Origin of the sequence: Streptomyces chryseus (assembly GCF_014650755.1) — a bacterium.
GTDB lineage: Bacteria > Actinomycetota > Actinomycetes > Streptomycetales > Streptomycetaceae > Streptomyces > Streptomyces chryseus.
Genome location: NZ_BMVO01000019.1, coordinates 84876 through 109025 on the forward strand (window position 1 = coordinate 84876; position 24150 = coordinate 109025).

The window sequence follows — 24150 nt, forward strand, 5'->3', positions numbered from 1 at the left end:
GTCAACCTCGACTTCTGGGGGCGAAATCCACCCCCAGAAGTCGACAAATCAACGTACCCGGTTGCTAGGCGCCGGTGGGGCCGCCGAGATCCTTGACGAATTTCGACACGCTGTCGATCCAGTCGCCGATCTGCTCGAAGAAGCTCTTCGTCGTTCCGATCCACTGCTGGAGTCCGGAGAACTCCCAGATCAGCCAGGACGCCACGAACAGCAGGACCAGCGTGAACAGGCAGCCCTTGAGGCAGCCGAGCCCCGGGATGCGCATCGGGTTGGCGCTGCGGCGGCGCGGCTCGCGGGGCTCGCGCGGCGGGCGCGGAGCCGGTGGAGCCGGCTGCTGCGGCGGCGCGTACCGCTGCTGCGGAGGTGGCGGCTGGGGCTGCTGGTACTGCGGCGAAGGCGCCGGGGCGTACCGCTGCGGCTGCTGCTGCCGCTGGGGACGCTGCTGCTGACGCTGTGGGGGCTGCTGCGGCTGGCGCTGGGGCCGGCGGCGCAGGGGGTCCTGGCTCGGGTCGAGGTACTGGACCTGCGTCTGCTCGTTGCGGTCGCGGGCGGCCCGCAGCTGGTTCTGCCAGGGGTGCGGGTCCTCGGAGTCGGGCGCGCCGGGCGCGCCTTCGGGGCGCGGCGGTACGGGCGGCATGACGGCCGTGGGGTCGGCCGCTCCCGGGCCGCCGTACTGCGGGGTGCCCGTCGACGGCAGGACGCTGGTCGCGGCCGCCGGGTCGTACGACCCGGCGTTGGTCGGCAGGACCTGGGTCGGGTCGGCGGCTCCGGGCACGCCGGGGACCGGCGCGGGGGCCGGGTCGGGCGCGAGCAGCGCGCCGACACCCATGGCCGCCTCGACCTGCGCGGACGAGGAGTGCACGCCGACGCCGGCGGCGACGGTGCGCAGGGCGCGGGCGAGGTTCTCGGCGCTGGGCCGCTCGTCCGGTTCCTTGCGCAGGCAGCGCTCTATGACCGTCCACAGCGGCTCGGGAACGGTGGTGGGCCGGCGGGGCTCCTCGCTCAGGTGCCTGTGCAGCACCTCCAGCGCCGTGCCCCCGGCGAACGGCGGGCGGCCGGTGACCAGCTCGTACAGCAGGATCCCCGCGCCGTAGATGTCGACTGCGGACGTCTGCGGGCGGCCCTCGGCCGACTCGGGGGCGACGTAGGCGGGCGTACCCACGAACTCGTGCGTCCGGGTCAGGCCCGGGGAGTCGGCGAGGCGCGCGATGCCGAAGTCGGTGAGCATCGGGTGCATCTGCCCGTCGCGCTCGTCCAGCAGCACGTTGGCGGGCTTGAGGTCGCGGTGCACGACGCCGTCGGCGTGGCTGGCCGCGAGGGCGTCCGCGATCTGCGCGGTGAGCAGGGACGCGGCGACCGGCGAGAACGGACCGTTCTCACGGAGGTAGCGATGCAGGTCGGGTCCGTCCACCAGGTCCATCACCAGGGCGAGCAGGTCACCCTCGACGACCAGGTCGCGGGTCCGCACGATGTTGGGGTGCGTCAGGCGCAGCAGCACCGACCGCTCGCGCAGGAAGCGCATCACCACATCGGCGTCGTTGGCGAGCTCCTCCTTGAGGACCTTGATCGCGACGGTTTCGCCGGGCTGGCCGGCCACGGCCGCCTCGGCACCCGCGGTCTCACGCTGGCGGGCTCGCCAGACGGTGCCCGTGGCGCCGCGCCCGAGCGGCTCCTCGAGCAGGTATTTACTGCCGACCGGCCGCACGTCATGCGCTCCCTGCTGCTCGTGTCCTCGTGGTCCTGCGTGGTTCCGGGCGCTCGGCCCGTGGTTCCGCTCCACTGTAGTGCCGCCCGTCCGCCTCCCACCGGGGCCGCTACCGAGGGTAGACGCGCTCCCCGCGCCGATGGTTGCCGAACGTGCGTACCGCATATGTCCAACCCTGCACTTTTGCGCCCACAGCCGACCATTCAAGATCACTTAGAGGTGGCCGCGGGGCGTGTTGTCAGTGGCAGGTGCGAGGATGCCTGCAGCACGGACTGTGGGGTCGGGAGCCCCGCGCCACGTGCCGACCTGTACCGGACGACGCGTCCGTGCCGGGTGGGGGGAATCACAGGGCGGCACCCCTGCCGGGCACCTCGCGCAGAAGGGACCGCTGACGCGATGCAGATCCGGCTGACCGTCCTCGCGCCGCGCGCGCCAGGCACGCGCGCCACCGAAGGCCCCCAGGCCGCCGGGCGCGTGTGCGACGTGCTCGTCACCGCGCCCGCGGGAACCGCGCTGGCCGCGGTCGCCTCCGGCCTGGCAGCGGCAGTCTCCGGCCCCGGCTCGGCCCCCGAGACCACCGGCGCCGTCGTCGTCTACGCCGGGCGGGAGCGCCTCGACGCCCAGCGCGCGGCGCTGGGCGAGCCGCCGCTGGTCGACGGCGCGGTGCTGTCCCTGCACGCCCCCGCGCCCGAGCCGGAGGCGGCGCCCGACGCCCCCGCCCAGCTGCACGTGGTGGCGGGCCCGGACGCCGGCGGCGTCCACCTCCTGCACGGCGGCCAGATCCGCATCGGCCGCTCGGCGGAGGCGGACGTGCCTCTGGACGACCCGGACGTGTCACGGCTGCACTGCGCGGTGACGCTGACCCAGGACGGCCGGGTCTCCGTGGCGGACCTGAACTCCACGAACGGCACCTCGCTGAACGGCGACGACCTCACCGCCCAACCGGTCCCCTTTCCTCCCGGCGCACTACTGCGCCTGGGCGAGTCGGCCCTCCGCCTGACCCAGGGCGCCCCCGCCGCCCCCCTGCGCACCACCCCCGACGGCGAGGGCCACCTACGCCTGCCGCCCACCCGTGAGCCGGCCGCCGCCCCGTCCACGCCACTCCCGGGCCGCAGGGTCTCCGCCCAACTCCACCCCGCACCAGGCACACCAGGCGCACCCGCACCGTCGGCCCACCCCGCCCCCGTGTCGCCGCTCGCGGTGCCGGGAGGGGACGGGACGGGGCGCTCCCCGCAGGGTGTCGAACGCGACGCGCCCGAAGATCCCGCGTACCCGAACGTTCGGCACCCGAGGACACGCCCCGACGCGGCCCCGACCCCGGAGCCCCCGCACCCGGCACCCGCACCCCCCGCCGCCGCCACGGCCCGACGCGCCGGCATAGGAGCCTGGGCCCGCCGCCTCGCCGGTGCCCGCCCCGACCCCCTGGCCGAGTACGCGCCGGCCGAGGCCACCCCCCTCGGCATGCCCCCGTCCGGCGTCGCCCCCGCAGCGCCGCCAGCCGCCACGCCCCTGCCCGAGGCCTGGCCCGACCCCGCCTCCCTCCTCCTCACCGCGCTCGGCCCCGGCCCCCGCCTCTGGGAGCGCGACCCCGCCCACCCCGAAGCACTGGCCCTGCGCCTGGGCACCGCCGACCGCCCCGCGCCCGACGGCGGCCGCCCGCTGCCCGCCGTGCCCGTCACGGTGGGCCTGCGCGAAGTGGGCTCGCTGGGCCTCGCCGGCCCCCGCGCCCGCCTGGCCGGCCTCGCCAGGGCGGTCGTGGCCCAGCTGGCCGCACTGCACTCCCCGGCCGACCTCGAGATCGTCCTGATCAGCACGGACCGGGCGAGGCCACTGCGGGACCGCACCGCCGAGTGGGCCTGGCTCGGCTGGCTGCCGCACCTGCGCCCCGCCCACGGCCAGGACTGCCGGCTGCTCCTCGCGTACGACCGCGACCAGGCCGCGGCCCGCGTCGCCGAACTGGTCCGCCGCACGGAGGACGAGGACCACCCCCGTCCCGCCCGCGCACCGCACGACGGAGCGCGCCCCCACGAGCCCCACGGCCCGTCCCCCCGGCCACCGCACCAGGGCCCCTTCACCGTCGTCGTCCTCGACGGCGACCCCGGCCCCGCCGCGCTCCGCGAGTCGACCGCCCGCCTGGCCGCGACCGGAGCGGCATCCGGCATTCACGTCCTGTGCCTGGCCGAGACGCCCGCCGCATCGCCGCTGTCCCCCGTCGCCGCCACGTACGAGGCCGCCTGCGCCGCGTCGCCCGCCTTCCGCGAGTGCGGCGCCGCCGGCCTGCTCAGCGGCGACGTCGCCACCGCCCTGCGACTGCTGCGCACGGCCGGCGGCGAGCCCGCCGGCCACGGCACGCTGGCCACGGTGGACGCGGTCTCCCCCGCCTGGGCCGAGCGCTTCGCCCGTGCGCTGGCGCCGCTGCGCACGGACGGCCCCGCCCAAGCGACCCACCCCGCCCACCCCACCGGATCCACCGGCGCCCACTCCACGCGCCCCACCCACAGCACCCGAGCCACCCCGCTCCCCTCCTCCTCCCGCCTCCTGGACGAGCTGGGCCTGGCCAGGGCCACCCCCGCTTCCCTCATGGCCCGCTGGGCGGCGGCCGCCGACGACGGCCAGGCCCCCGGCGCCACCCGTGCGTGGGCCGTGCTCGGCGCGGGCCCGCGCGGCCCGCTCTGCGTGGACCTGACCGCCGAGGGCCCGCACCTCCTGATCGAGGGCCCGGCGGGCAGCGGCCGCACCGAGCTGCTGCGTTCCGTGGCGGCCTCGCTCGCGGCGGCGGCCCGCCCCGACCGCCTGGGCCTCGTCCTGGTCGACGGCGCGGGCGGGGAACGCGGCGAGGGCCTGCGCGCCTGCACGGAGCTCCCCCACGTCTCCACCCATCTGGTGGCGTCCGATCCCGTCCGCATGAGGGAGTTCGCGCAGGCCCTGGGCGCGGAGCTGAAGCGGCGCCACGAGCTCCTGGGCGGTCTCGGCTTCGCCGAATGGCATACGCACCGCGAGGTGTCCGGACGGATGATCGGCCAGCGCCCGCCCAGCGCCGCCGAGCAGAACGGCGACCTGGACCCGCCCCCCAGCGGCACCTTGCGCCTGCGGACCACGACGTCCCGGGAGCGCCAGGCCCGCGCCGACACCGCGCCGTCGCCCCTCCCCCGCCTCGTCGTCCTGGTCGACGACCTGGACGCGCTGGTCGCCCCCGCCCTCGGCAGTACGGGCAGGCCAGCGGCCGGTTCCGTCGTACGGGCGCTGGAGGCCGTGGCCCGGGAGGGCGAGCGGCTCGGGGTGCACCTGGTGGCCACCTCCGCCAGGCCGGACCGTACGGCCGACACGGAACTCGCGCGCGGCGCCCGGCTGCGCGTGGTGCTGGACCCCCCGCCGCCGGCGCCCGCCCCCGACGGGCCGGCGCCCGGCCGGGGCAGGCTGCTGCGCCACCCCACCGGCGAGGCGGCCGGGAGCCTCGGCGCGACCCCGTTCCAGGCGGGCCGGGTCACCGGCCGCATCCCCCGCACCGCGACCCTGCGGCCCACGGTCGTCCCGCTGGAGTGGGAGCGGATGGGTGACCCGCCGACCCGACGCCCGGTGCGCGAGCTCGGCAACGGACCGACCGACCTCGCCCTGCTGGCCAGCGCCCTGGACCGGGCCGCCCGTACCGTCAACGCGACCCCCCTGCCGCCTCTCGGCGTCTCCCACGAGGACTGACTCAACGTCACGAGCCCATCACGATCACCCGGTTGACACGGAAGGCACTATTGCCCGGGCCGACCGCCGGGCGTAGACCTGACCCACGGGACAGCTAGACCGGCATCGGCGCCAGCGGTTCTCCGAGGGCTGCGCCGGTCCGTACGCGCACAGGAGAGACGGGGCAGTGATGCGCACAACTCTTCGCACACACAGCGGTCGCAGGGCTCGAAGGGCTGCGCTGGCGATGATCGCCGCGAGCACGCTCGCCCTCACCGCCTGCGGCGGCGACAAGGACAAGGACGAAGGCAACGAGGGAAGCGGGGCCACCACAACGCCCTCGTCCTCCGTCGAGCTGCCCAGGCTGAACGGCGAGGAGGTCCAGGTCGCCGCCGTTTGGACGGGCCCCGAGCAGGAGAACTTCACCAAGGTCCTCGACGAGTTCGAGAAGCGCACGGGCGCGAAGGTCACCTTCGTACCGGCCCAGGACCCGATCGTGAACTTCCTCGGCACGAAGATCGCCGGCGGTTCGCCGCCGGACGTGGCGATGCTGCCGCAGGTCGGCGCGCTCCAGCAGGCCGTCCAGCGCAAGTGGGCGAAGCAGGTCGACGCGGCGACGCAGGCGCAGCTGGACAAGAACTACTCGCAGGGCTGGAAGGACATCGGCGCCGTCGACGGCAAGCAGTACGGCGTGTACTTCAAGGCCGCCAACAAGTCCCTGATCTGGTACAACGCCCAGGTGTTCGAGGACGCGGGCGCCGAGGAGCCGAAGACCTGGAAGGACTTCCTGACCACCGCCGAGACGATCTCCGCCTCCGGCGTCTCCCCGGTGTCCATCGGCGGCGCGGACGGCTGGACCCTCACCGACTGGTTCGAGAACATCTACCTGTCCCAGGCGGGCCCCGAGAAGTACGACCAGCTGGCCAAGCACGAGATCAAGTGGACGGACCCGTCCGTGAAGGACGCGCTGACTACCCTCGGGGAGCTGTTCGGCAAGAAGGAGCTCATCGCGGGCGGCCAGGACGGCGCGCTGCAGACCGAGTTCCCCGCGTCCGTCACCCAGACGTTCGCCGAGGACCCGAAGGCCGCGATGGTCTTCGAGGGTGACTTCGTCGCGGTCAACATCGGGCAGACGAAGGCGAAGATCGGCACCGACGCCAAGGTGTTCCCGTTCCCGGCCGTCGGCAGTGAGTCGCCCGTCGTGACCGGCGGCGACGCGGCCGTGGCGCTCAAGGACTCCAAGGGGGCCAAGGCGCTGCTGACCTTCCTGGCGTCGACCGACGCCGCGAAGATCTGGGCCGAGGCGGGCGGGTTCGTATCGCCGAACAAGTCCCTGGACGTGGCGGCGTACCCCAATGACGTGCAGCGCGACATCGCGAAGGCCCTGATCGCCGCGGGCGACGACTTCCGCTTCGACATGTCGGACCAGGCCCCGCAGTCGTTCGGCGGCACGCCGGGCAAGGGTGAGTGGAAGGCGCTGCAGGACTTCCTGAAGAACCCGAAGGACGTCGCGGGGACCCAGCAGCAGCTGGAGTCCGACGCGGCCAAGGCGTACAAGAACTGACGGGTTGACGCGATGACGTCAGCGACCGCGGGGGGCGCCGCGAAGGTCACGCCGCCCCCCGCCGACAGCGGCAAGCGCAAGAGCGTCACCGGCACACGCAGGTTAATGGCGGTCGGCTTCCTGCTGCCCGCCCTCGTGCTGCTCGGCGCGCTCGTGGTCTACCCGATCGGGTACTCGGTCTACCGGAGCTTCTTCGACAAGAGCGGCGACAGCTTCGCCGGCCTCGACAACTTCGTCGAGATCTTCACCGACGACACCATCCTCACCGCCGTCAAGAACAACGCGATCTGGGTGGTGGTGGCCCCCGCCGTCTCGACCGCGCTGGGCCTGATATTCGCCGTCCTCACCGAGCGCATCCGGTGGGGTACGGCGTTCAAGCTGCTGGTCTTCATGCCGATGGCGATCTCGATGCTCGCCGCGGGCATCATCTTCCGCCTGGTGTACGAGCAGAATCCGGAGCGCGGGGTCGCGAACGCCGTGGCGGTGAGCGTCCACGACATGTTCTCCGAGGCGGCGGGCTTCCCGAAGGCCCGCCCCCTGCCCGTCCATCCGCTGAAGGCGGGCGGCGGCGGTTCCTTCGTCACGAAGCAGCCCGTCAGAGCGGGCGAACAGGTGCTGCTGCCGCTGGTCGGCGTACCGCCCGCGAAGATGCCCGGCGACGCGGAGACCGCGGCGCCCGCGCGGACCGCGCCGGACAAGGTCACCGGCACCGCGTGGCTGGACTTCACGAAGGGCGGCGGCGGCAGGCCCAACACCATCGACCCGAAGGAGCTCGGCCTCAAAGGCATCAAGGTCGAGGCGGTCAAGGACGGCAAGGTCGTCGACTCGGCCACGGCCGGCGCGAACGGCACCTTCACCCTCTCCGCCGCGGCGGACGGAGCCGCACTCCGCTTCCCCGCGTCGAACTTCCGCGAGCCGTACAACGGCGTCGACTGGCTCGGTCCGAGCCTGGTGACCCCCGCCATCATCGGCAGTTACGTCTGGATGTGGGCGGGCTTCGCGATGGTCCTGATCGCGGCCGGCCTCGCCGGGCTGCCGCGTGAGCTCCTGGAGGCGGCCCGCGTCGACGGCGCCAACGAGTGGCAGGTCTTCCGCCGGGTGACGGTCCCGCTGCTGGCGCCCGTCCTCGCGGTCGTTCTGGTCACTTTGATGATCAACGTACTGAAGATCTTCGACCTGGTGTTCATCATCGCGCCGGGGTCGTCCCAGGACGACGCGAACGTACTGGCACTCCAGCTCTACCGCTCGTCGTTCGGTACGGACGCGCACCCCGGCATCGGCAGCGCCATCGCCGTGCTGCTCCTGCTGCTGGTCGTCCCGGTGATGCTCTTCAACATCCGCAGGATGCGAAAGGAGAGCCGCCGATGACCACCACGGCCTCCACGCCCCCCACCACTCCGGCCGACCCGCCACCGACCGGGCGCAAGCAGTCCCTGCCCGCGCGGATCGCGGCCCGCGCGAGCGGCGGCGCGGTGAGCGTCTTCCTCGTCCTGGTGGCGCTGTTCTGGCTGATGCCGACGATCGGCCTTCTGTTCTCGTCGCTGCGCAGCCCCACCGACATCGCGGAGACGGGCTGGTGGAAGGTCTTCACCGCCCCGTCCGAGCTCACCCTCGACAACTACGCCAATCTCCTCGACAACAGCACCATCGTCGACTCCCTGCTCAGCACCGTCATGATCACCGTCCCGTCCACCGTCCTGGTCGTGGTGATCGGCTCGCTGGCCGGTTACGCCTTCGCGTGGATGGACTTCCCGGGCCGCGACTGGTGGTTCCTGGTGGTCGTCGGCCTGCTGGTGGTGCCGGTGCAGGTGGCCCTCGTACCCGTGTCCGAACTCTTCGGCAAGATCGGCATCTTCGAGACCACGGCGGGCGTGGTCCTCTTCCACGTGGCCTTCGGCCTGCCGTTCGCGATCTTCCTCCTGCGCAACTTCTTCGCGGAGATCCCCAAGGAACTCCTGGAGGCGGCGCGGCTCGACGGAGCGGGCGAGATCCGGCTGTTCACCCGCGTCGTGATGCCGCTGGGCGGCCCTGCCATCGCCTCGCTCGGCATCTTCCAGTTCCTGTGGGTGTGGAACGACATGCTGGTCGCGCTGATCTTCGCGGACTCGGCCAACCCGCCGATCACGGTCGCGCTCCAGCGTCAGGTCCGCCAGTTCGGCAACAACATCGACATCCTGGCGCCGGGCGCGTTCATCTCGATGATCATTCCGCTGATCGTCTTCTTCGCGTTCCAGCGCCAGTTCGTCAACGGCGTGATGGCCGGCGCGGTGAAGTAGCGCCCCCGACGGCGGCCCGGTCCCCCCGACCGGGCCGCCGCACCGCGTCCCGGCGCCCGCTCACGCCCGGAGCGCGGCCACCGCCGACACCGCGAGGCCGTCGAGATACCCGGCCGGCAGGGCACTGCGCACCACCACGAGCCGCCAGTACAGCGGCCCCACGATCAGATCGAGGGCACGGTCCACGTCCGTCCCCTCGGGCAGTTCGCCGCGCGCGACCGCGTCCCGTACGACGACGGCGGCGACGCCGTGCTGTCCGTCGAGAAGAGCCGCCTTGATCGCGTCGGCGATTTCGGGGTGGCGCGTGGCCTCCACCAGCAGGTCCGGGACGACCTGCGAGGCGACGGGGTGGCGCAGCGCGTGGGCGGCCACTTCGAGCAGAGCGCGTACATCGCCGTACAGCGAGCCGGTCGCGGGTGCGGGCAGCCCCTCGGTCGCCACGGCGGAGACGAGGTCGAGGACCAGGGCGAGTTTGGACTTCCAGCGGCGGTAGACGGCCGTCTTGCCGACGCCCGCCCTGCGCGCGATGCCCTCGATCGACATGCGGGCGTACCCGACGGCGGCCAGCTCCTCGAAGACGGCGGTACGGATCGCGTCGGTGACGTCCTCCCTGAGCACGGCGGCTCCGGCGGGGGCGCGGCGCGGGGGTGCGGTCGGTGACGGGTCGGCGCTCATGCGGCCCAGCATAGCGTCACGACGGAACGGTTGCGTTTCGACGTACACCGCCCTACTGTCACCGTAGCGACGATACGGACCCGTTCCGTCGTGCTCGCCATCGCCGCCCCTCGTCGAAAGCCGCCGATGTGACCCTGACCGCGACATCGCCCGCCCCCGCTCCGGCCCCCGCCGGGCCCGCCCCCGACCTGGCCGCCCTCGCTGCCCGCCACGGCCTCGTCGAGAGCGGCGCCCGCCCCTGCCTCCCGGAGTACACCCGGCGCCTGTGGGGCCGCCGCCACTTCGTCACCGCGTTCGCCACCGCCCGGCTGACGGCGCAGTACAGCCGGGCCAGACTGGGCCAGCTCTGGCAGGTCATGACGCCGCTGCTCAACGCGACGGTCTACTACTTCGTCTTCGGCGTCCTGCTCCGCACCAAGGAAGGCGTCCGCGACTTCGTGCCGTTCCTGGTCACCGGCGTCTTCGTCTGGACGTTCACCAGCAGCACCGTCCTGGCCGGCACCCGCGCCCTGACCGGCAACCTGGGCCTCGTCCGCGCCCTGCACTTCCCCCGCGCGGCGCTCCCCGTCGCGTACGCCGTCCAGCAGCTCCAGCAGTTGCTCTTCTCGATGGCCGCGCTGACGGTGATCCTCTGCTGCTGCGGGCAGTTCCCCCGGCCGTCCTGGCTGCTGGCGCTGCCCGCGCTCGGCCTCCAGGCGACGTTCAACACGGGTCTGGCGCTCGTCATGGCGAGACTGGCGTCCCGGACGCCGGACATCGCCCAGCTGATGCCGTTCGCCCTGCGCACCTGGATGTACGTCTCGGGCGTCATGTGGAGCGTCAGCCACGCCGTGCGGGGCGACAAGATGCCGCACCTGGTGGCCGTGGCCCTGGAGTGGAATCCGGCCGCGCTCTACATCGACCTGACGCGCTTCGCGCTCATCGACAGCTTCGCCGCCGGCCAACTGCCCCCGTACGCCTGGGCCGGCGCAGCGGGCTGGGCGCTCCTGGCGGGCGTGGGCGGCTTCGTCTTCTTCTGGCAGGCGGAGGAGACGTACGGCCGTGGCTGACGCGTACGACGCACGCACCCCCACCGTCATCGCGGACGACGTCCACATCACCTACCGGGTCCACAGCGGGCGCACCGCGCGCGAAGTGCACGCCGTCAAAGGCGTCACCTTCGTCGCGCACAAGGGCGAGGCCATCGGACTCATCGGCTCCAACGGTTCCGGGAAGTCGACCCTCCTCAAAGCGGTCGCCGGACTGATCCGGCCCGCGCGCGGCCGTGTCTACACCCGGGGGCAGCCCTCGCTCCTCGGCGTCAACGCCGCGCTGATGAACGACCTGACCGGCGAACGCAACGTCGTACTGGGCGGCCTGGCGATGGGCATGACGCGCCGGCAGGTCCGTGAGCGCTACCAGCGGATCGTCGATTTCTCCGGCATCGACGACAAGGGCGACTTCAGCACGCTGCCCATGCGGACGTACTCCTCCGGCATGGCCGCCCGCCTGCGCTTCTCGATCGCCGCCGCCAGGAGCCACGATGTCTTGATGATCGACGAGGCGCTCGCCACCGGGGACGCCGCCTTCCAGCGCCGCAGCAAGGCCCGCATCGCCGAGCTCCGCGCGACGGCGGGCACCGTGTTCCTGGTCAGCCACCATCACAGGACCGTCACCGAGACCTGCGACCGGGCGCTCTGGCTGGAGGCGGGGACGCTGCGGATGGACGGGCCGGCGGCGGACGTCGTCGCCGCCTACGAGGCGCATGCAAAGGCGAAGAAATAGCGCAAAGGGTGGCTAAAGTGCGCCTTGATGACGACCGAACAGATCCCGGCCTCCGACGCGCGGGCCACCCCCGGCTCCCGCAGGTCCACAGCCGCCGCGCGCCGGTTCGCCTGCGGGCTCGGCGCCGTCTGGGTCGCCACCCGGCTCGGGATGCTCGCCCTGCTCGCCCAGCCCCTCGCCGCGTTCGACGTGGGGACGATCAGCGGCGAGGTCCACCAGATCTACTACGGCTGGTACGGGCAGCTCGCCCAGGGCGGCTTCCCCCTCGACGACGTCATGTGGCAGTACCCGCCCGGCGCCGCCCTGGTGATCCTCGGGCCGGGCGCGCTGCCCTGGCTCACGTACTTCCAGGCGTTCCTCGTCCTCACCCTCGCCGCCGACGGGCTCCTCGCCTGCGCCCTCGCCCGCGCCGGGCTGCGGCCCGGGCGCCGCACGGACGGCGCCTGGCTGTGGGTGGGCGCGCTGCCGCTGCTCCTGCACCTGCCCCTGGTCCGGTACGACGTCCAGGTCACCGCACTCGCCGTACTGGCCCTCCTCGCCCTCCAGCGCCACCCGCGCATCGGCGGCGCGCTCGCCGGGCTCGGCGCGACGGTGAAGGTCTGGCCGGTTCTCGCGCTGCTGGGCGCGCCCCGCGGGCGTACCACCAGGGAGGCCTGGCTGTCCGCCGCCGCCGGTGCGGCCGCGCTGCTCGCGGTCCTCGCGTTCGGCTTCTCGCACACCCTGGGGTTCCTGCGCCAGCAGGGCAGCAGGGGCGTGCAGATCGAGTCGGCGGCCGGAACCGTGCTGTCCCTGGCCCGGCTGGCGGGGTGGCCCGGAACGGTCGAATACCGTTACGGCGCGATGGAGTTGACCGGGCCGTACGTCCCGGCCCTCGCCCACGCCTCCCTCGTCCTCACCGCCGCCGCCTTCTGCTGGCTGCTGCTGTGGCGGATCAGGGCCCGCCGCTGGACACCGGCCACGCCCTTCGACGCGGCGCTGGCCGCCGTGCTCCTGTTCACCGTCACCAGCCGGGTGATCAGCCCGCAGTACCTGGTGTGGCTGCTCGGCCTGGCCGCCGTCTGCCTCACCTCGCGCGCCACCACCCAGCGCCCGGTCGCCGCCCTGCTGCTGCCGGCGGCCGCCCTGAGCGCGCTCGCCTACCCCGTGCTGTACGACGACGTGGTCTCGGGCTCGCCGCTGGGCTGCGCGCTCATGGTCGTACGCAACCTTCTGCTGCTCGCCGCCGCCCTGCTGTCCTGCCACCGGCTGTGGGCGTCGTCGAGGAGTACGGGAGCGGTACGGGAAAAGGGGCGCCCCGCGCCGGAATGACCCGGTGCGGGGCACCCCCCGAGGGCGATCAGACGCGCGTGCGCAGCATCGTGCGCATCGTGCGCATGGCCACCGACAGGTTCGCCAGGTCGAACGCGTCCGAACCCTGGATCTCCTCCAGCGTCGTGCGCGCGCGGCCCAGGATCGCGGCGTTCTTCTCCTCCCACGCCTTGAAGCGCTCCTCCGGCGAGGAGGCCCCGTTGCCCACGGACAGCACGTCCTGCGTCAGGCCGGCGTGCGCCGCGTACAGGTCCTCACGGATGGAAGCGCGGGCCATGGACTGCCAGCGGTCGGCCCGCGGCAGCTCGATGATCCGGTCCATGAGCTGGGTGATGGACAGACGGTCGGCCAGGTCGTAGTACACCTCGGCGACCTGCATCGGCGTCTTGCCGGTGCGCTCCGCGATCGCGACGATGTCGAGCGTCGGGAAGGCCGACGAGAACCCGGCCACCCGCAGCGCCAGCTCCTCGGGAACGCCCGCGTCGGTCAGCTCGTCGAGGATGCTCTGGTACCACTCCAGGTCCGCGCCGCGCAGCAGCTTCGGCAGCTCGTCCCAGACCCCCGCCACACCGGCGCTGAAGAACTCGATCGTCTCGGCGAGCTCCAGCGGCTGCGGCCGGTTGCCCAGCAGCCAGCGCGTGCCGCGCTCGACGAGGCGGCGCGAGTGCAGCCGGATCCGGGCCTGCACGTCGGCCGCGACCGTGTTGTCGAGCGCCTCGACGGCGTCCCAGACCTCGCTGAGCCCGAAGATCGCGCGGGCCGCGAACTGCGCCCGTACGATCTCCTCGATCGACGCCCCGGTCTCCTCCCGCAGCCGGTGCAGGAAGGTCGAGCCACCGGTGTTCACGGTGTCGTTGACCAGCACCGTCGTGATGATCTCGCGACGCAGCGCGTGCGCGTCGATCTGCTCGCCGAACTGCTCGCGCAGCGCCTTGGGGAAGTACGCGTGCAGCAGGGTCCGCAGGTGCGGGTCGTCCGGCAGGCCGGTGTGGATGAGCTCGTCCGCCACCGTGATCTTGGTGTACGCCATGAGGACGGCGAGCTCCGGCTGGCTCAGGCCGCGGCCCGCGCTCAGCAGTTCCCGGATCTGCCGGTCGGTGGGCAGGAACTCCAGCGGGCGGTTCAGGTGCCCGTCGCGCTCCAGCCGGCGCATGAAGCGCTGGTGGGCGTGGAGCAGGGAGGGCGCCTGCGTGACGGCGTTGGCCAGCGCCGTGTTCTGCGCGTAGTTGTTGCGCAGGACGAGCGAGCCGACCTCGTCGGTCATGGTGGCGAGCAGCTGGTTGCGCTGCTTGACGGTCATGTCGCCGTCCGCGACGAGGCCGTTCAGCAGGATCTTGATGTTCACCTCGTGGTCGGAGGTGTCCACGCCCGCGCTGTTGTCGATGGCGTCGGTGTTGATCCGGCCGCCCTCGCCGCCGGCGCCGCGCCGGGCGAACTCGATGCGGCCGAGCTGGGTCGCGCCCAGGTTGCCGCCCTCGCCGACGACCTTGACCCGCAGGTCCTCGCCGTTGACGCGGATCGCGTCGTTCGCCTTGTCGCCGACGTCGGCGTTCGACTCCGCCGAGGACTTGACGTACGTACCGATGCCGCCGTTCCACAGCAGGTCGACCGGCGCCTGGAGGATCGTCTTCATCAGGTCGGCCGGGGTCATCTTGGTGATGCCCCGCTCGATGCCGAGCGCCTCGCGGATGTGCGCGTTGATCGGGATCGCCTTGGCGCTGCGCGGGTGGACGCCGCCGCCGGCCGACAGCAGATCCGTGTTGTAGTCGGCCCACGACGAACGCGGCAGCTCGAACAGGCGGCGGCGCTCGGCGTACGACGTCGCCGCGTCCGGGTTCGGGTCGATGAAGATGTGCCGGTGGTCGAAGGCGGCCACGAGGCGGATGTGCTCGGAGAGCAGCATGCCGTTGCCGAAGACGTCGCCCGACATGTCACCCACACCGACGACCGTGAAGTCCTCGTTCTGCGTGTCGTGGCCCAGCTCGCGGAAGTGCCGCTTGACGGACTCCCACGCGCCGCGGGCGGTGATGCCCATGCCCTTGTGGTCGTAACCGACCGAGCCACCGGACGCGAAGGCGTCACCGAGCCAGAAGTTGTACGCGCCCGCGATCTCGTTGGCGATGTCGGAGAAGGTCGCGGTGCCCTTGTCGGCGGCGACGACGAGGTACGTGTCGTCCTCGTCGTGGCGCACGACGTTCTTCGGCGGCACGACCTCGCCCGCCACCATGTTGTCGGTGATGTCGAGCAGCGCCGAGATGAAGGTCTTGTACGAGGCGACGCCCTCGGCCATCCACGCGTCACGGTCGACGGACGGGTCCGGGAGGTTCTTGGCGACGAAGCCGCCCTTGGCGCCGACCGGCACGATGACGGTGTTCTTCACCATCTGCGCCTTGACCAGGCCCAGCACCTCGGTACGGAAGTCCTCACGCCGGTCGGACCAGCGCAGGCCACCGCGGGCGACCTTGCCGAAGCGCAGGTGGACGCCCTCGACGCGCGGCGAGTACACCCAGATCTCGTACGCCGGGCGGGGTGCGGGGAGGTCCGGGATGGCCTGCGGGTCGAACTTCATCGACACGTAGCCGTGCGGCTCGCCGGTCGCGGTCTTCTGGAAGAAGCTGGTGCGCAGCGTCGCCTTGATGACGGTCAGGAACGACCGCAGGATCCGGTCCTCGTCGAGGGAGGCGACCTGGTCGAGCGCGCCGTCGAGCTCTTCGAGCAGCCCGTCGGTCAGCTCGGTGCCGGCGATCTGCCGCTCGGGCGACATCCGCGCCTCGAACAGCGACACCAGCAGCCGGGTGGTGTGGACGTTGTTGCGGAGGGTGTCCTCCATGTAGTCCTGGCTGAAGGTCGAACCGGCCTGGCGCAGGTACTTCGCGTACGCGCGCAGCACCATCGCCTGCCGCCAGTCAAGACCGGCGCTCAGGACGAGGGCGTTGAAGCCGTCGTTCTCGGCCTGTCCGGTCCACACGGCGGAGAACGCTTCCTGGAAGCGCTCACGGGCGTCGTCGGCCAGGTGGCCGTCGTTGCCGTTCGACTTGGGCATGCGCAGGCCGAAGTCGTAGATCCAGGCGTGCGTACGGTCGGCGCAGCGCAGCTCGTACGGGCGCTCGTCGACGACCTCGACGCCGAGCCGCTGGAGCACGGGCAGGACGGCGGACAGGGAGACCTGCTCGCCGATCCGGTAGATCTTGAAGCGACGCTCGTTGGGTCCGGCTCCCACCGGCTCGTACAGCGACAGCGAGAAGCTGTTGCGGCCGTGCGTCAGCTGTTCGAGGTGGACGAGGTCGGCGACGGCGGCGCGCGGCGAGTGGTCGGCCTTGTAGCCCTCCGGGAAGGCGTGACCGTACCGGCGCAGCAGTTCGGCGGCGCGCTCCTCGCCCAGCTCGGCGTTCATCGCGTCGGAGAAGCCGTCGGCCCAGGAGCGGGCGGCGTCGACGAGCCGGCTCTCGATGCGCTCGGTGTCGGCGTCGGTCAGGGTCGGCAGCTCGGTGCCGGCCGGGACGCGGACGACGAAGTGCAGGCGGGAGAGGATCGACTCGGTGTTCCAGGCGGTGAAGTCGACGCTGGTGCCGCCGAGCTCCTCCTTCAGGATGTCGATCAGCCGCAGCCGCACGCTGGTGGTGTAGCGGTCGCGGGGCAGGTAGATGAGCGCGGAGTAGTAGCGCCCGTACTCGTCCTGGCGCAGGTAGAGGCGCAGCCGGCGCCGCTCCTGGAGGTAGAGGACGCTGGTCACGATGGACGTCAGCTGGTCGACGGGCGTCTGGAAGAGCTCGTCGCGCGGGTACGTCTCCAGGATCTGGAGCAGGTCGCGGCCGTCGTGGCTGTTGGGCGAGAAGCCCGCCTTGTCGAGGACCTCGGCGACCTTGCGGCGGACGACGGGGACGCGGCGTACGGACTCGGTGTACGCGGCCGAGGAGAACAGCCCGAGGAAGCGGCGCTCGCCGACGACGTTGCCCTCGGCGTCGAACTTCTTCACGCCGACGTAGTCGAGGTAGCTGGGCCGGTGCACGGTGGAGCGGCTGTTGGCCTTCGTCAGGACGAGCAGCTTGTGCTCGCGGGCCTTGGCGCGTACGTCGGCGGGCAGCCGGCTGAACGACGGGCTGACCGGGTGGTCCTCGCCGCCGCTGTGGTGCGGGTCGGAGCGCAGGATGCCGAGACCGGTGCCGGGGACGGCGGACAGCGCGTCGTCCTCGGTCAGCTCGTACTCGCGGTAGCCGAGGAAGGTGAAGTGATCGGCGGACAGCCAGCGCAGCAGCTCGCGGGCCTCGTCGACCTCCAGGTCGCGCAGGTCGTCGGCGGTGGGCTCGCTCGGCAGCTCCTCGGCGATGCGCAGCGCCGAGTCGCGCATCTTCTCCCAGTCCTCGACGGCCTCACGGACGTCATTGAGGACACGCAGCAGGTCGGCGGTGATCTGCTTGAGGTCGGAGCGGTCGGTCTCGCGGTCGATCTCGACGTGGATCCACGACTCGACGCACGCGTCGTGCGGGAGCTTCTCGTCACGGCGGCCGCTGTCGGCGGGCAGGACCTCGACCAGCCTGCCGGTGACGTCACGGCGCACCGTGACCTGCGGGTGGATCACGACGTGGATGCCGCGGCCCTGGCGGGACAGCTCGTTGGTGACCGAGTCGACGAGGAAGGGCATGTCGTCGGTGACCACCTCGACGACGGAGTGGCTGCAGGTCCAGCCGTTCTCCTCCACCGTCGGCGTGTGCACCCGGACGTTGGCCGTGCCCTGCGGGCGGTTCTCCGCCAGCCGGTAGTGCGAGAGCGCCGCACCGAAGATGTCGACCGGGTCGCGGTCGGCGAGGTCCTCGGGGGCCGTGTGCAGGTAGTAGCGCTGGAGGTACGCGAGCAGCGTGTCCCGGTCGGGAGTGCCTGCACTCGTGGACCCAGTCGAAGGTTGCCCCCCGGCCGGGCTGTTCTCAGCTACCCGGGCCGCCCGTACGAGCAGCTCGGCTTTGGCTTCGTCCAGCTTGGTCTGCATGTCCTCTGGCTCCTGTCGCGCGCCGTTGCGTGACGTAGGTGAAGAAGGGTGACACAACGCCACGACGCGGGTATCCGGTCAGTGTCGACGTTATGCCGCGGTGAGAGATACCCATGACGTTATTGGCCAATTTTGACGGCCGGTCGGGGTTTCGGGGACCAGCGATCACCCGGGCACGAAGGTGCTCCGGGCGCATGCCGGGGGCTTCACTGCCCCCGAGGGCTATCGCGCTGATCACGGCACCAGGCTATCCCGCCGCACCGGGGGCCCGTCATGTCCGATCGGTGTACAAAAGCAGCCCGGAAGTTTGACACTCTGGACAGCGACGGCCGACGCGAAGCCTCTTAGGGGCCCGGCGGGCCTCCTTGGCAAACGGTGCCGGCGGGTGCACGTTGAACCGGTCGGCACGACACCGGCCGCCCGAGGGGAGCACACAGCCATGGCACCCAAGATTCTCATCGTCACCGGCGACGCGGCAGAATCGCTGGAAGTCCTCTACCCGTACCAGCGCCTGCGGGAGGAGGGGTACGAGGTCCACATCGCGGCCCCGGCCCGCAAGAAGCTCCAGTTCATGGTCCACGACTTCGAGCCCGGCTTCGACACCTACACCGAGAAGCCCGGCTACACCTGGCCCGCCGACCTGGCGTTCTCCGAGGTCGAGCCCAGTCAGTACGCCGCGCTGGTGATCCCTGGCGGACGGGCGCCGGAGTACCTGCGCAACGACCTGGAGCTGCGCAAGATCCTCAAGTCGTTCTTCGACTCGGACAAGCCGGTCGCCCAGATCTGCCACGGCCCGCTCCTGACGGCCGCCGTCGACGGCCTCGCCGGCCGCCGGGTCACCGCCTATCCGGCGCTGGAACTGGACATGCAGTCCGCCGGGGCGACCTTCCAGGACGCGGAGACGGTGGTCGACGGCATCCTGGTCTCGGCACGCGCGTGGCCGGACCACCCGACGTGGATGCGCGCGTTCCTGAAGGTGCTCCGCGAGAAGAACCTCACGCCGTAGACCCCGGCATCCGGACACAGGTCCCAGGGCGGCCCGGCGCCGAGGGCCGGGCCGGCGTCCGAACGCCGGGCCAGGGCCCGAGCACCGCCCGGGTCCGGCGTCACGCCATCCACCGCTCCGCCAGCCCCACCGCCTCCGCGAGCGTGTCCACCACGGGCACACCGGCCGGCTCCAGGCTGGCCCGGCTGTGCGAGCCCCCCGTGTAGAGCACCGCCCGCGCCCCCACGTGCGCGGCCGCCACCGCGTCGTCGACCGCGTCGCCGATCACGACCACCCGCTCCGGCGCGACGTCACCGAGCGCCGCGACGTGCCGGGCCATGTGCGCCGCCTTGCTGCCCCCCGACGGCCCGGTCCGCCCGTCCACCCGTACGAAGTGCCGCTCGATCCCGTACTGCCGCACCACCGGCAGCAGCTGGTCGTGCCCGTACATGCTCAGCAGCGACTGGCTCCGCCCGGCGGCCGCCCACCCCTTCAGCAGCTCCTCCACCCCCTGGGCCAGGGCGCACACCACGCGCAGCTCGGTGTAGTGCCGGTGGAAGGCCTCGTCCATGACCAGCCACTCCGCCTCCGTCGGCAGCCGCCCCATCAGCCGCTCGTAGAAGCGGGGGATGGGCACGCAGTACAGCTCCCGGTAGCGCTCCAGCGTGATCGGCTCGATCCCGATCTCCGCGAACGCGGCGTTCGTCGCGCCGATGACCGCACTGATGTCGTCGAGCAGCGTGCCGTTCCAGTCCCAGACGAGATGCGTCGTCGTGTGCTTCCCCATTCCAAGAAGGTACCCACCGGGTACGACAACGCAGTCCCCCGAGCCCCGGCGACCGGAATCGGCCGGCGGCCACCGGGACCAGCAGGTCAGCCGATCAAGTGGGGGATCTCCTGCACCCCGAACCACAGCAGTTCGTGGTCCTCGGCCCCGTCCACCGTGAACCGCGCGTCGTCGTCCCCGTGGTCCGCCGCCCCCAGGGCCGCGGCCGCCGCCGTCACGTCCGCCTCCGCGTCGTCCGCGTCGACGTGCACCGCCGCCGCCTTCTTCAGGGGCACCGGCGCGGCGATCCGCACCTCGCCGATCCCCGCCGCGTCCAGCCCCCGGTCCGGGTCGGCGACCGCGTCCCCGTCCGGTACGTCGACGGCCACGACGACCCGGCGCCGGGCAGCGCCGGGGTCCCCGGCCAGCAGCCGCAGCGAGGCCGCGGCGGCGCGGTTGAGTGCGGCGTACTCCAGCTCCTCGATGTCGTCCGAGACGTACCACTCGCGCAGTCCCGGCGTCACGGCGTACGCCGTCAGGGGGCCGGGCCCCAGCTGTCCCGCCTTGTGCGCCTCAGCGAGACCGGGAAGGGTCAGGGGGACGTAGACGCGCATCGGCAGGCTGCTTTCGTAGACGGGAGACGGCCTCAAGGATACGTACGGAGTCCCCCTTCGGGGTGGTGCTGCCCGGCCCCCGCGCCGTCCACCCGACGCACCCCCGATCGGCCCGCCGCCGCCCCTGGGCTGCCTCCCGTCACTCTGATAGGTGAACTCTCCGGTCGGCGGCTCCCGCGCCGACCGCCTCTTGCCGCCGTCGGCTGCCGCCCGTAAAAGATCACCAGCAGAAGTTACTGCCCGGTATCCCAGCCGGGCCGGCAGAGCGGGGCAAGAGATGAACAAGGACAGGACCCGGCCGCATGCACGCCGCGACCAGCGCAGGCCCGGCGCGCCCACGCCCAGGACGGCAACGGTCGGCCGCACGGCCACTCCCGGCGGCGCCCAGGGCCGCACCCCCGCCGCGACCGCCACGGCCACCGTCCCGGCCCAGCGCCGCCCTCCGCACCACCGCCGCCCGACCCCGCACGAACAGTTCGCCGAGCGGCTGCTGGCGGTACTCAGCGGCCGCCGCCCCGTGCACTGGATGCTGGGCCACACCATCGGCGAGGCGTACGAGCAGCTCGTCCAGCTGGCTCCCCGGACCCCGCTGCGCACCCGGGGCGCCCTGCCCGTCGTACGCACCTGCGGCGGCTTCCACCCCCGCCCGGGCGTGGTCGAGGCCTTCGCGAGCATCGCGGCCGGCGAGCAGGTACGGGCGATGGCGTTCCGCCTGGAGCAGGGCCGTGACCTGCGGTGGCGCTGCGCCGCCGTGGAACTCGGCGGCGCCCGGTCGGCGGGGGCAGGCGCGCCGGCATAGAGCCGGCCCGCTACGACCGGCGCGGACCCGAGCACGCGAAAGGCCGGGGCCGGGCACCACATGTGGTGCCCGGCCCCGGCCGGCAAAGCGGTACGTGCCCGCGCGCCTACTTCTTGCGGCGGCGGCTGCCGCCCTTCTGCGCCTTGCGCCGCTCGGCACGCGTCATGCCGTCCGACTCGGACCGCGCGGGCCCGTCACCGTTGTCGAAGTCGCCCTCGACGACACCGCCCTCGCCGTCGACCGTGGGAGCGGAGAAGTGCAGCCGGTCGGGCCGCTGCGGGGCGTCGAGCCCCTTCGCCCGGATCTCCGGACGGCCCGCGCCGGCCGGCACCGCGTCCTCCTTGCGGAGCGACGGCTTCCCGCCCACCGCCTGGTCCGGAACGACCTGCACCGGCACCTCCTCGACCTGCTGCTCGACCTGGACCTCCAGGTTGAACAGGTAGCCGACGGACTCCTCCTTGATGCCGTCCATCATGGCGTTGAACATGTCGAAGCCCTCACGCTGGTACTCGACCAGCGGGTCCTTCTGGGCCATCGCGCGCAGGCCGATGCCCTCCTGGAGATAGTCCATCTCGTAGAGGTGCTCGCGCCACTTGCGGTCCAGGACCGACAGCACCACGCGGCGCTCCAGCTCACGCATGATGTCGGAGCCGAGCTGCGCCTCGCGCTGGGCGTACTGGTCGTAGATGTCGTCCTTGATGGACTCGGCGATGAACTCGGCGGTGATGCCCGCGCGGTCGCCCGCCGCCTCCTCCAGCTCCTCGACCGTGACCTTCACCGGGTAGAGCTGCTTGAACGCGCCCCACAGCCGGTCGAGGTCCCACTCCTCGGCGAACCCCTCGACGGTCTCCGCCTGGATGTACGCGTCGATGGTGTCGTCCATGAAGTGACGGATCTGCTCCTGCAGGTCCTCGCCCTCCAGGACGCGGCGGCGCTCGCCGTAGATGACCTGACGCTGCCGGTTGAGCACCTCGTCGTACTTCAGGACGTTCTTGCGCGACTCGAAGTTCTGCTGCTCGACCTGCGACTGCGCGGAGGCGATCGCGCGCGTCACCATCTTGTTCTCGATCGGTACGTCGTCGGGAACGTTCGCCATCGACATCACACGCTCGACCATCGCGGCCTTGAACAGGCGCATCAGGTCGTCGCCCAGCGACAGGTAGAAGCGGGACTCGCCCGGGTCGCCCTGACGTCCGGAGCGGCCGCGCAGCTGGTTGTCGATACGACGCGACTCGTGCCGCTCGGTGCCCAGCACGTACAGCCCGCCGAGCGCCTTGACCTCTTCGAACTCGGCCTTGACGGCCTGCTCGGCCTTCTCGAGGGCGGCGGGCAGCGCGGCGGCCCACTCCTCGATGTGCTCCTCCGGGTCCAGACCGCGCTGGCGCAGCTCCGCCTCGGCGAGGTCGTCCGGGTTGCCGCCGAGCTTGATGTCCGTACCGCGACCGGCCATGTTCGTGGCGACGGTGACGGCGCCCTTGCGGCCGGCCTGGGCGACGATCGACGCCTCACGGTCGTGCTGCTTGGCGTTCAGGACCTCGTGCTGCACCCCGCGCTTGGAGAGCTGCTGCGAGAGGTACTCCGACTTCTCCACGGAGGTCGTGCCGACCAGGATCGGCTGGCCCTTCTCGTGCTTCTCCACGATGTCGTCGACGACCGCGGCGAACTTCGCGACCTCGGTGCGGTAGATCAGGTCGGACTGGTCGGCGCGGACCATCGGCCGGTTCGTCGGGATCGGCACGACGCCCAGCTTGTAGATCTGGTGGAACTCGGCGGCCTCGGTCATGGCCGTACCGGTCATGCCGGAGAGCTTGTCGTACAGGCGGAAGAAGTTCTGCAGCGTGATCGTGGCGAGCGTCTGGTTCTCGTCCTTGATGTCCACCCCTTCCTTCGCCTCGATCGCCTGGTGCATGCCCTCGTTGTAGCGGCGGCCGGCGAGGATACGGCCGGTGTGCTCGTCGACGATCATGACTTCGCCGTCGATGACGACGTAGTCCTTGTCCTTCTTGAACAGTTCCTTGGCCTTGATGGCGTTGTTCAGGTACCCGACGAGCGGGGTGTTCACCGACTCGTAGAGGTTGTCGATGCCCAGCCAGTCCTCGACCTTGGCGACGCCGGCCTCGTGGATGGCGACGGTGCGCTTCTTCTCGTCGACCTCGTAGTCGCCGGTCTCCTCGATGCCCTTGAGGGGGATGCCCGGCTCGCCCTTCTTCAGGCGGACGACCAGCTTGGCGAAGTCGCCGTACCACTTGGTGGCCTGGTCGGCCGGACCCGAGATGATCAGCGGCGTACGGGCCTCGTCGACCAGGATCGAGTCGACCTCGTCGACGATCGCGAAGTTGTGGCCGCGCTGGACGAGCTCCTCCTGGGACCAGGCCATGTTGTCGCGCAGGTAGTCGAAGCCGAACTCGTTGTTCGTGCCGTACGTGATGTCGCAGGCGTACATCTCGCGGCGCTGCGCGGGCGACATGTTGGCCAGGATGCAGCCGACCTCCAGGCCGAGGAATTTGTGCACCCGGCCCATCATCTCGGAGTCGCGCTCGGCCAGGTAGTCGTTCACCGTGATCAGGTGGACACCCTTGCCGGACAGCGCGTTCAGATACGCGGGCAGCGTGCCGACGAGGGTCTTTCCCTCACCGGTCTTCATCTCGGCGACATATCCGAGGTGAAGGGCGGCTCCACCCATCATCTGGACGTCGTAGTGGCGCTGACCGAGAACACGCTTGGCTGCCTCGCGGACGGTCGCGAAAGCCTCGGGGAGCAGGTCGTCCAGGCTCTCGCCGTCGGCGTACCGCTCCTTGTACTCATCGGTGAGCGCCCGCAACTCGGCGTCGGAGAGGTTGACGAAGTCCTCTTCGATGGAGTTGACCTGGTCCGCGATGCGGTGCAGTTTGCGCAGGATCTTGCCTTCGCCTGCACGCATGAGCTTGTTGAAGACGGACACTGAGGCTGGTCTCCTTGCCGGTCGGGCCTGTGCACTGAGTCATGTGGGGACGCTGGCGCGGGCACGGCAGGTGGTCCCCACCGCATCGGCCATC

General features: G+C 71.9%; 15 protein-coding genes. 9 read left to right on the forward strand and 6 right to left on the reverse strand.

What is annotated here, in order from left to right; all coding sequences use genetic code 11:
- Positions 1 to 64 precede the first annotated feature (64 nt).
- Positions 65 to 1705 (reverse strand): serine/threonine-protein kinase, encoded by a 1641-nt coding sequence (locus tag IE185_RS24325; protein ID WP_189716005.1) that lies wholly within the window; start codon positions 1703 to 1705, stop codon positions 65 to 67.
- A gap of 396 nt (positions 1706 to 2101) precedes the next feature.
- Here IE185_RS24325 and IE185_RS24330 point away from each other — a divergent pair, with 396 nt between their 5' ends.
- The 4 genes from IE185_RS24330 (at position 2102) to IE185_RS24345 (ending at position 9220) form a co-directional block, all read left to right on the forward strand.
- Positions 2102 to 5401: an FtsK/SpoIIIE domain-containing protein gene (locus IE185_RS24330; protein ID WP_189716007.1), complete on the forward strand. Its 3300-nt coding sequence runs from the start codon at positions 2102 to 2104 to the stop codon at positions 5399 to 5401.
- A 169-nt stretch (positions 5402 to 5570) separates the two neighbouring features.
- Positions 5571 to 6944: an ABC transporter substrate-binding protein gene (locus tag IE185_RS24335; RefSeq protein WP_138898420.1), complete on the forward strand. Its 1374-nt coding sequence runs from the start codon at positions 5571 to 5573 to the stop codon at positions 6942 to 6944.
- Between the two features lie 12 nt (positions 6945 to 6956).
- Positions 6957 to 8312: a carbohydrate ABC transporter permease gene (locus tag IE185_RS24340; RefSeq protein WP_138898419.1), complete on the forward strand. Its 1356-nt coding sequence runs from the start codon at positions 6957 to 6959 to the stop codon at positions 8310 to 8312.
- Positions 8309 to 9220 (forward strand): carbohydrate ABC transporter permease, encoded by a 912-nt coding sequence (locus tag IE185_RS24345; protein WP_138898418.1) that lies wholly within the window; start codon positions 8309 to 8311, stop codon positions 9218 to 9220. The genes IE185_RS24340 and IE185_RS24345 overlap by 4 nt, the downstream gene beginning before the upstream one ends.
- Positions 9221 to 9280: 60 nt before the next feature.
- On the opposite strand, the gene IE185_RS24350 is transcribed toward IE185_RS24345, so the two are convergent.
- Positions 9281 to 9895 carry a TetR/AcrR family transcriptional regulator gene (locus tag IE185_RS24350; protein ID WP_229843671.1) on the reverse strand — a complete coding sequence of 205 codons (615 nt, stop codon included), beginning with the start codon at positions 9893 to 9895 and terminating at the stop codon, positions 9281 to 9283.
- 134 nt (positions 9896 to 10029) lie between these two features.
- On the opposite strand from IE185_RS24350, the gene IE185_RS24355 reads away from it, so the two are divergent.
- From IE185_RS24355 to IE185_RS24365, 3 genes are read left to right on the forward strand one after another with little or no spacing between them, the layout of a single operon-like run.
- On the forward strand, positions 10030 to 10944 hold the full coding sequence (locus IE185_RS24355) for an ABC transporter permease (RefSeq protein WP_189716018.1): 915 nt from the start codon (positions 10030 to 10032) through the stop codon (positions 10942 to 10944).
- Positions 10937 to 11659 carry an ABC transporter ATP-binding protein gene (locus IE185_RS24360; RefSeq protein WP_138896911.1) on the forward strand — a complete coding sequence of 241 codons (723 nt, stop codon included), beginning with the start codon at positions 10937 to 10939 and terminating at the stop codon, positions 11657 to 11659. Before IE185_RS24355 ends, IE185_RS24360 begins: the two co-directional genes overlap by 8 nt.
- 27 nt (positions 11660 to 11686) lie before the next feature.
- The gene (locus IE185_RS24365; RefSeq protein WP_138896910.1) at positions 11687 to 12967 is read left to right on the forward strand and encodes a glycosyltransferase 87 family protein; all 1281 of its coding nucleotides are present in this window, start codon (positions 11687 to 11689) and stop codon (positions 12965 to 12967) included.
- Positions 12968 to 12995: 28 nt separating this feature from the next.
- Here IE185_RS24365 and IE185_RS24370 read toward each other — a convergent pair whose 3' ends face one another.
- Complete coding sequence (locus IE185_RS24370; RefSeq protein WP_138896909.1) at positions 12996 to 17951, reverse strand: NAD-glutamate dehydrogenase; 4956 nt, start codon at positions 17949 to 17951, stop codon at positions 12996 to 12998.
- Between the two features lie 439 nt (positions 17952 to 18390).
- On the opposite strand from IE185_RS24370, the gene IE185_RS24375 reads away from it, so the two are divergent.
- Entirely contained in the window at positions 18391 to 18957 is a 567-nt protein-coding gene (locus IE185_RS24375; RefSeq protein WP_138896908.1) for a DJ-1/PfpI family protein, read from the forward strand.
- Between the two features lie 100 nt (positions 18958 to 19057).
- Here the strand turns inward: IE185_RS24375 and IE185_RS24380 are convergent, their stop codons facing one another.
- Together IE185_RS24380 and IE185_RS24385 are read right to left on the reverse strand one after the other, a co-directional pair.
- Positions 19058 to 19723 carry an HAD family hydrolase gene (locus tag IE185_RS24380; RefSeq protein WP_138907052.1) on the reverse strand — a complete coding sequence of 222 codons (666 nt, stop codon included), beginning with the start codon at positions 19721 to 19723 and terminating at the stop codon, positions 19058 to 19060.
- A gap of 86 nt (positions 19724 to 19809) precedes the next feature.
- On the reverse strand, positions 19810 to 20316 hold the full coding sequence (locus tag IE185_RS24385; protein WP_138899656.1) for a DUF6912 family protein: 507 nt from the start codon (positions 20314 to 20316) through the stop codon (positions 19810 to 19812).
- 277 nt (positions 20317 to 20593) lie between these two features.
- Between IE185_RS24385 and IE185_RS24390 the strand changes: the two genes are divergently transcribed.
- Positions 20594 to 21115 (forward strand): Rv3235 family protein, encoded by a 522-nt coding sequence (locus IE185_RS24390; protein WP_189716008.1) that lies wholly within the window; start codon positions 20594 to 20596, stop codon positions 21113 to 21115.
- Positions 21116 to 21221: 106 nt separating this feature from the next.
- Here the strand turns inward: IE185_RS24390 and secA are convergent, their stop codons facing one another.
- On the reverse strand, positions 21222 to 24056 hold the full coding sequence (gene secA / locus IE185_RS24395; protein WP_138895488.1) for a preprotein translocase subunit SecA: 2835 nt from the start codon (positions 24054 to 24056) through the stop codon (positions 21222 to 21224).
- Positions 24057 to 24150 lie beyond the last annotated feature (94 nt).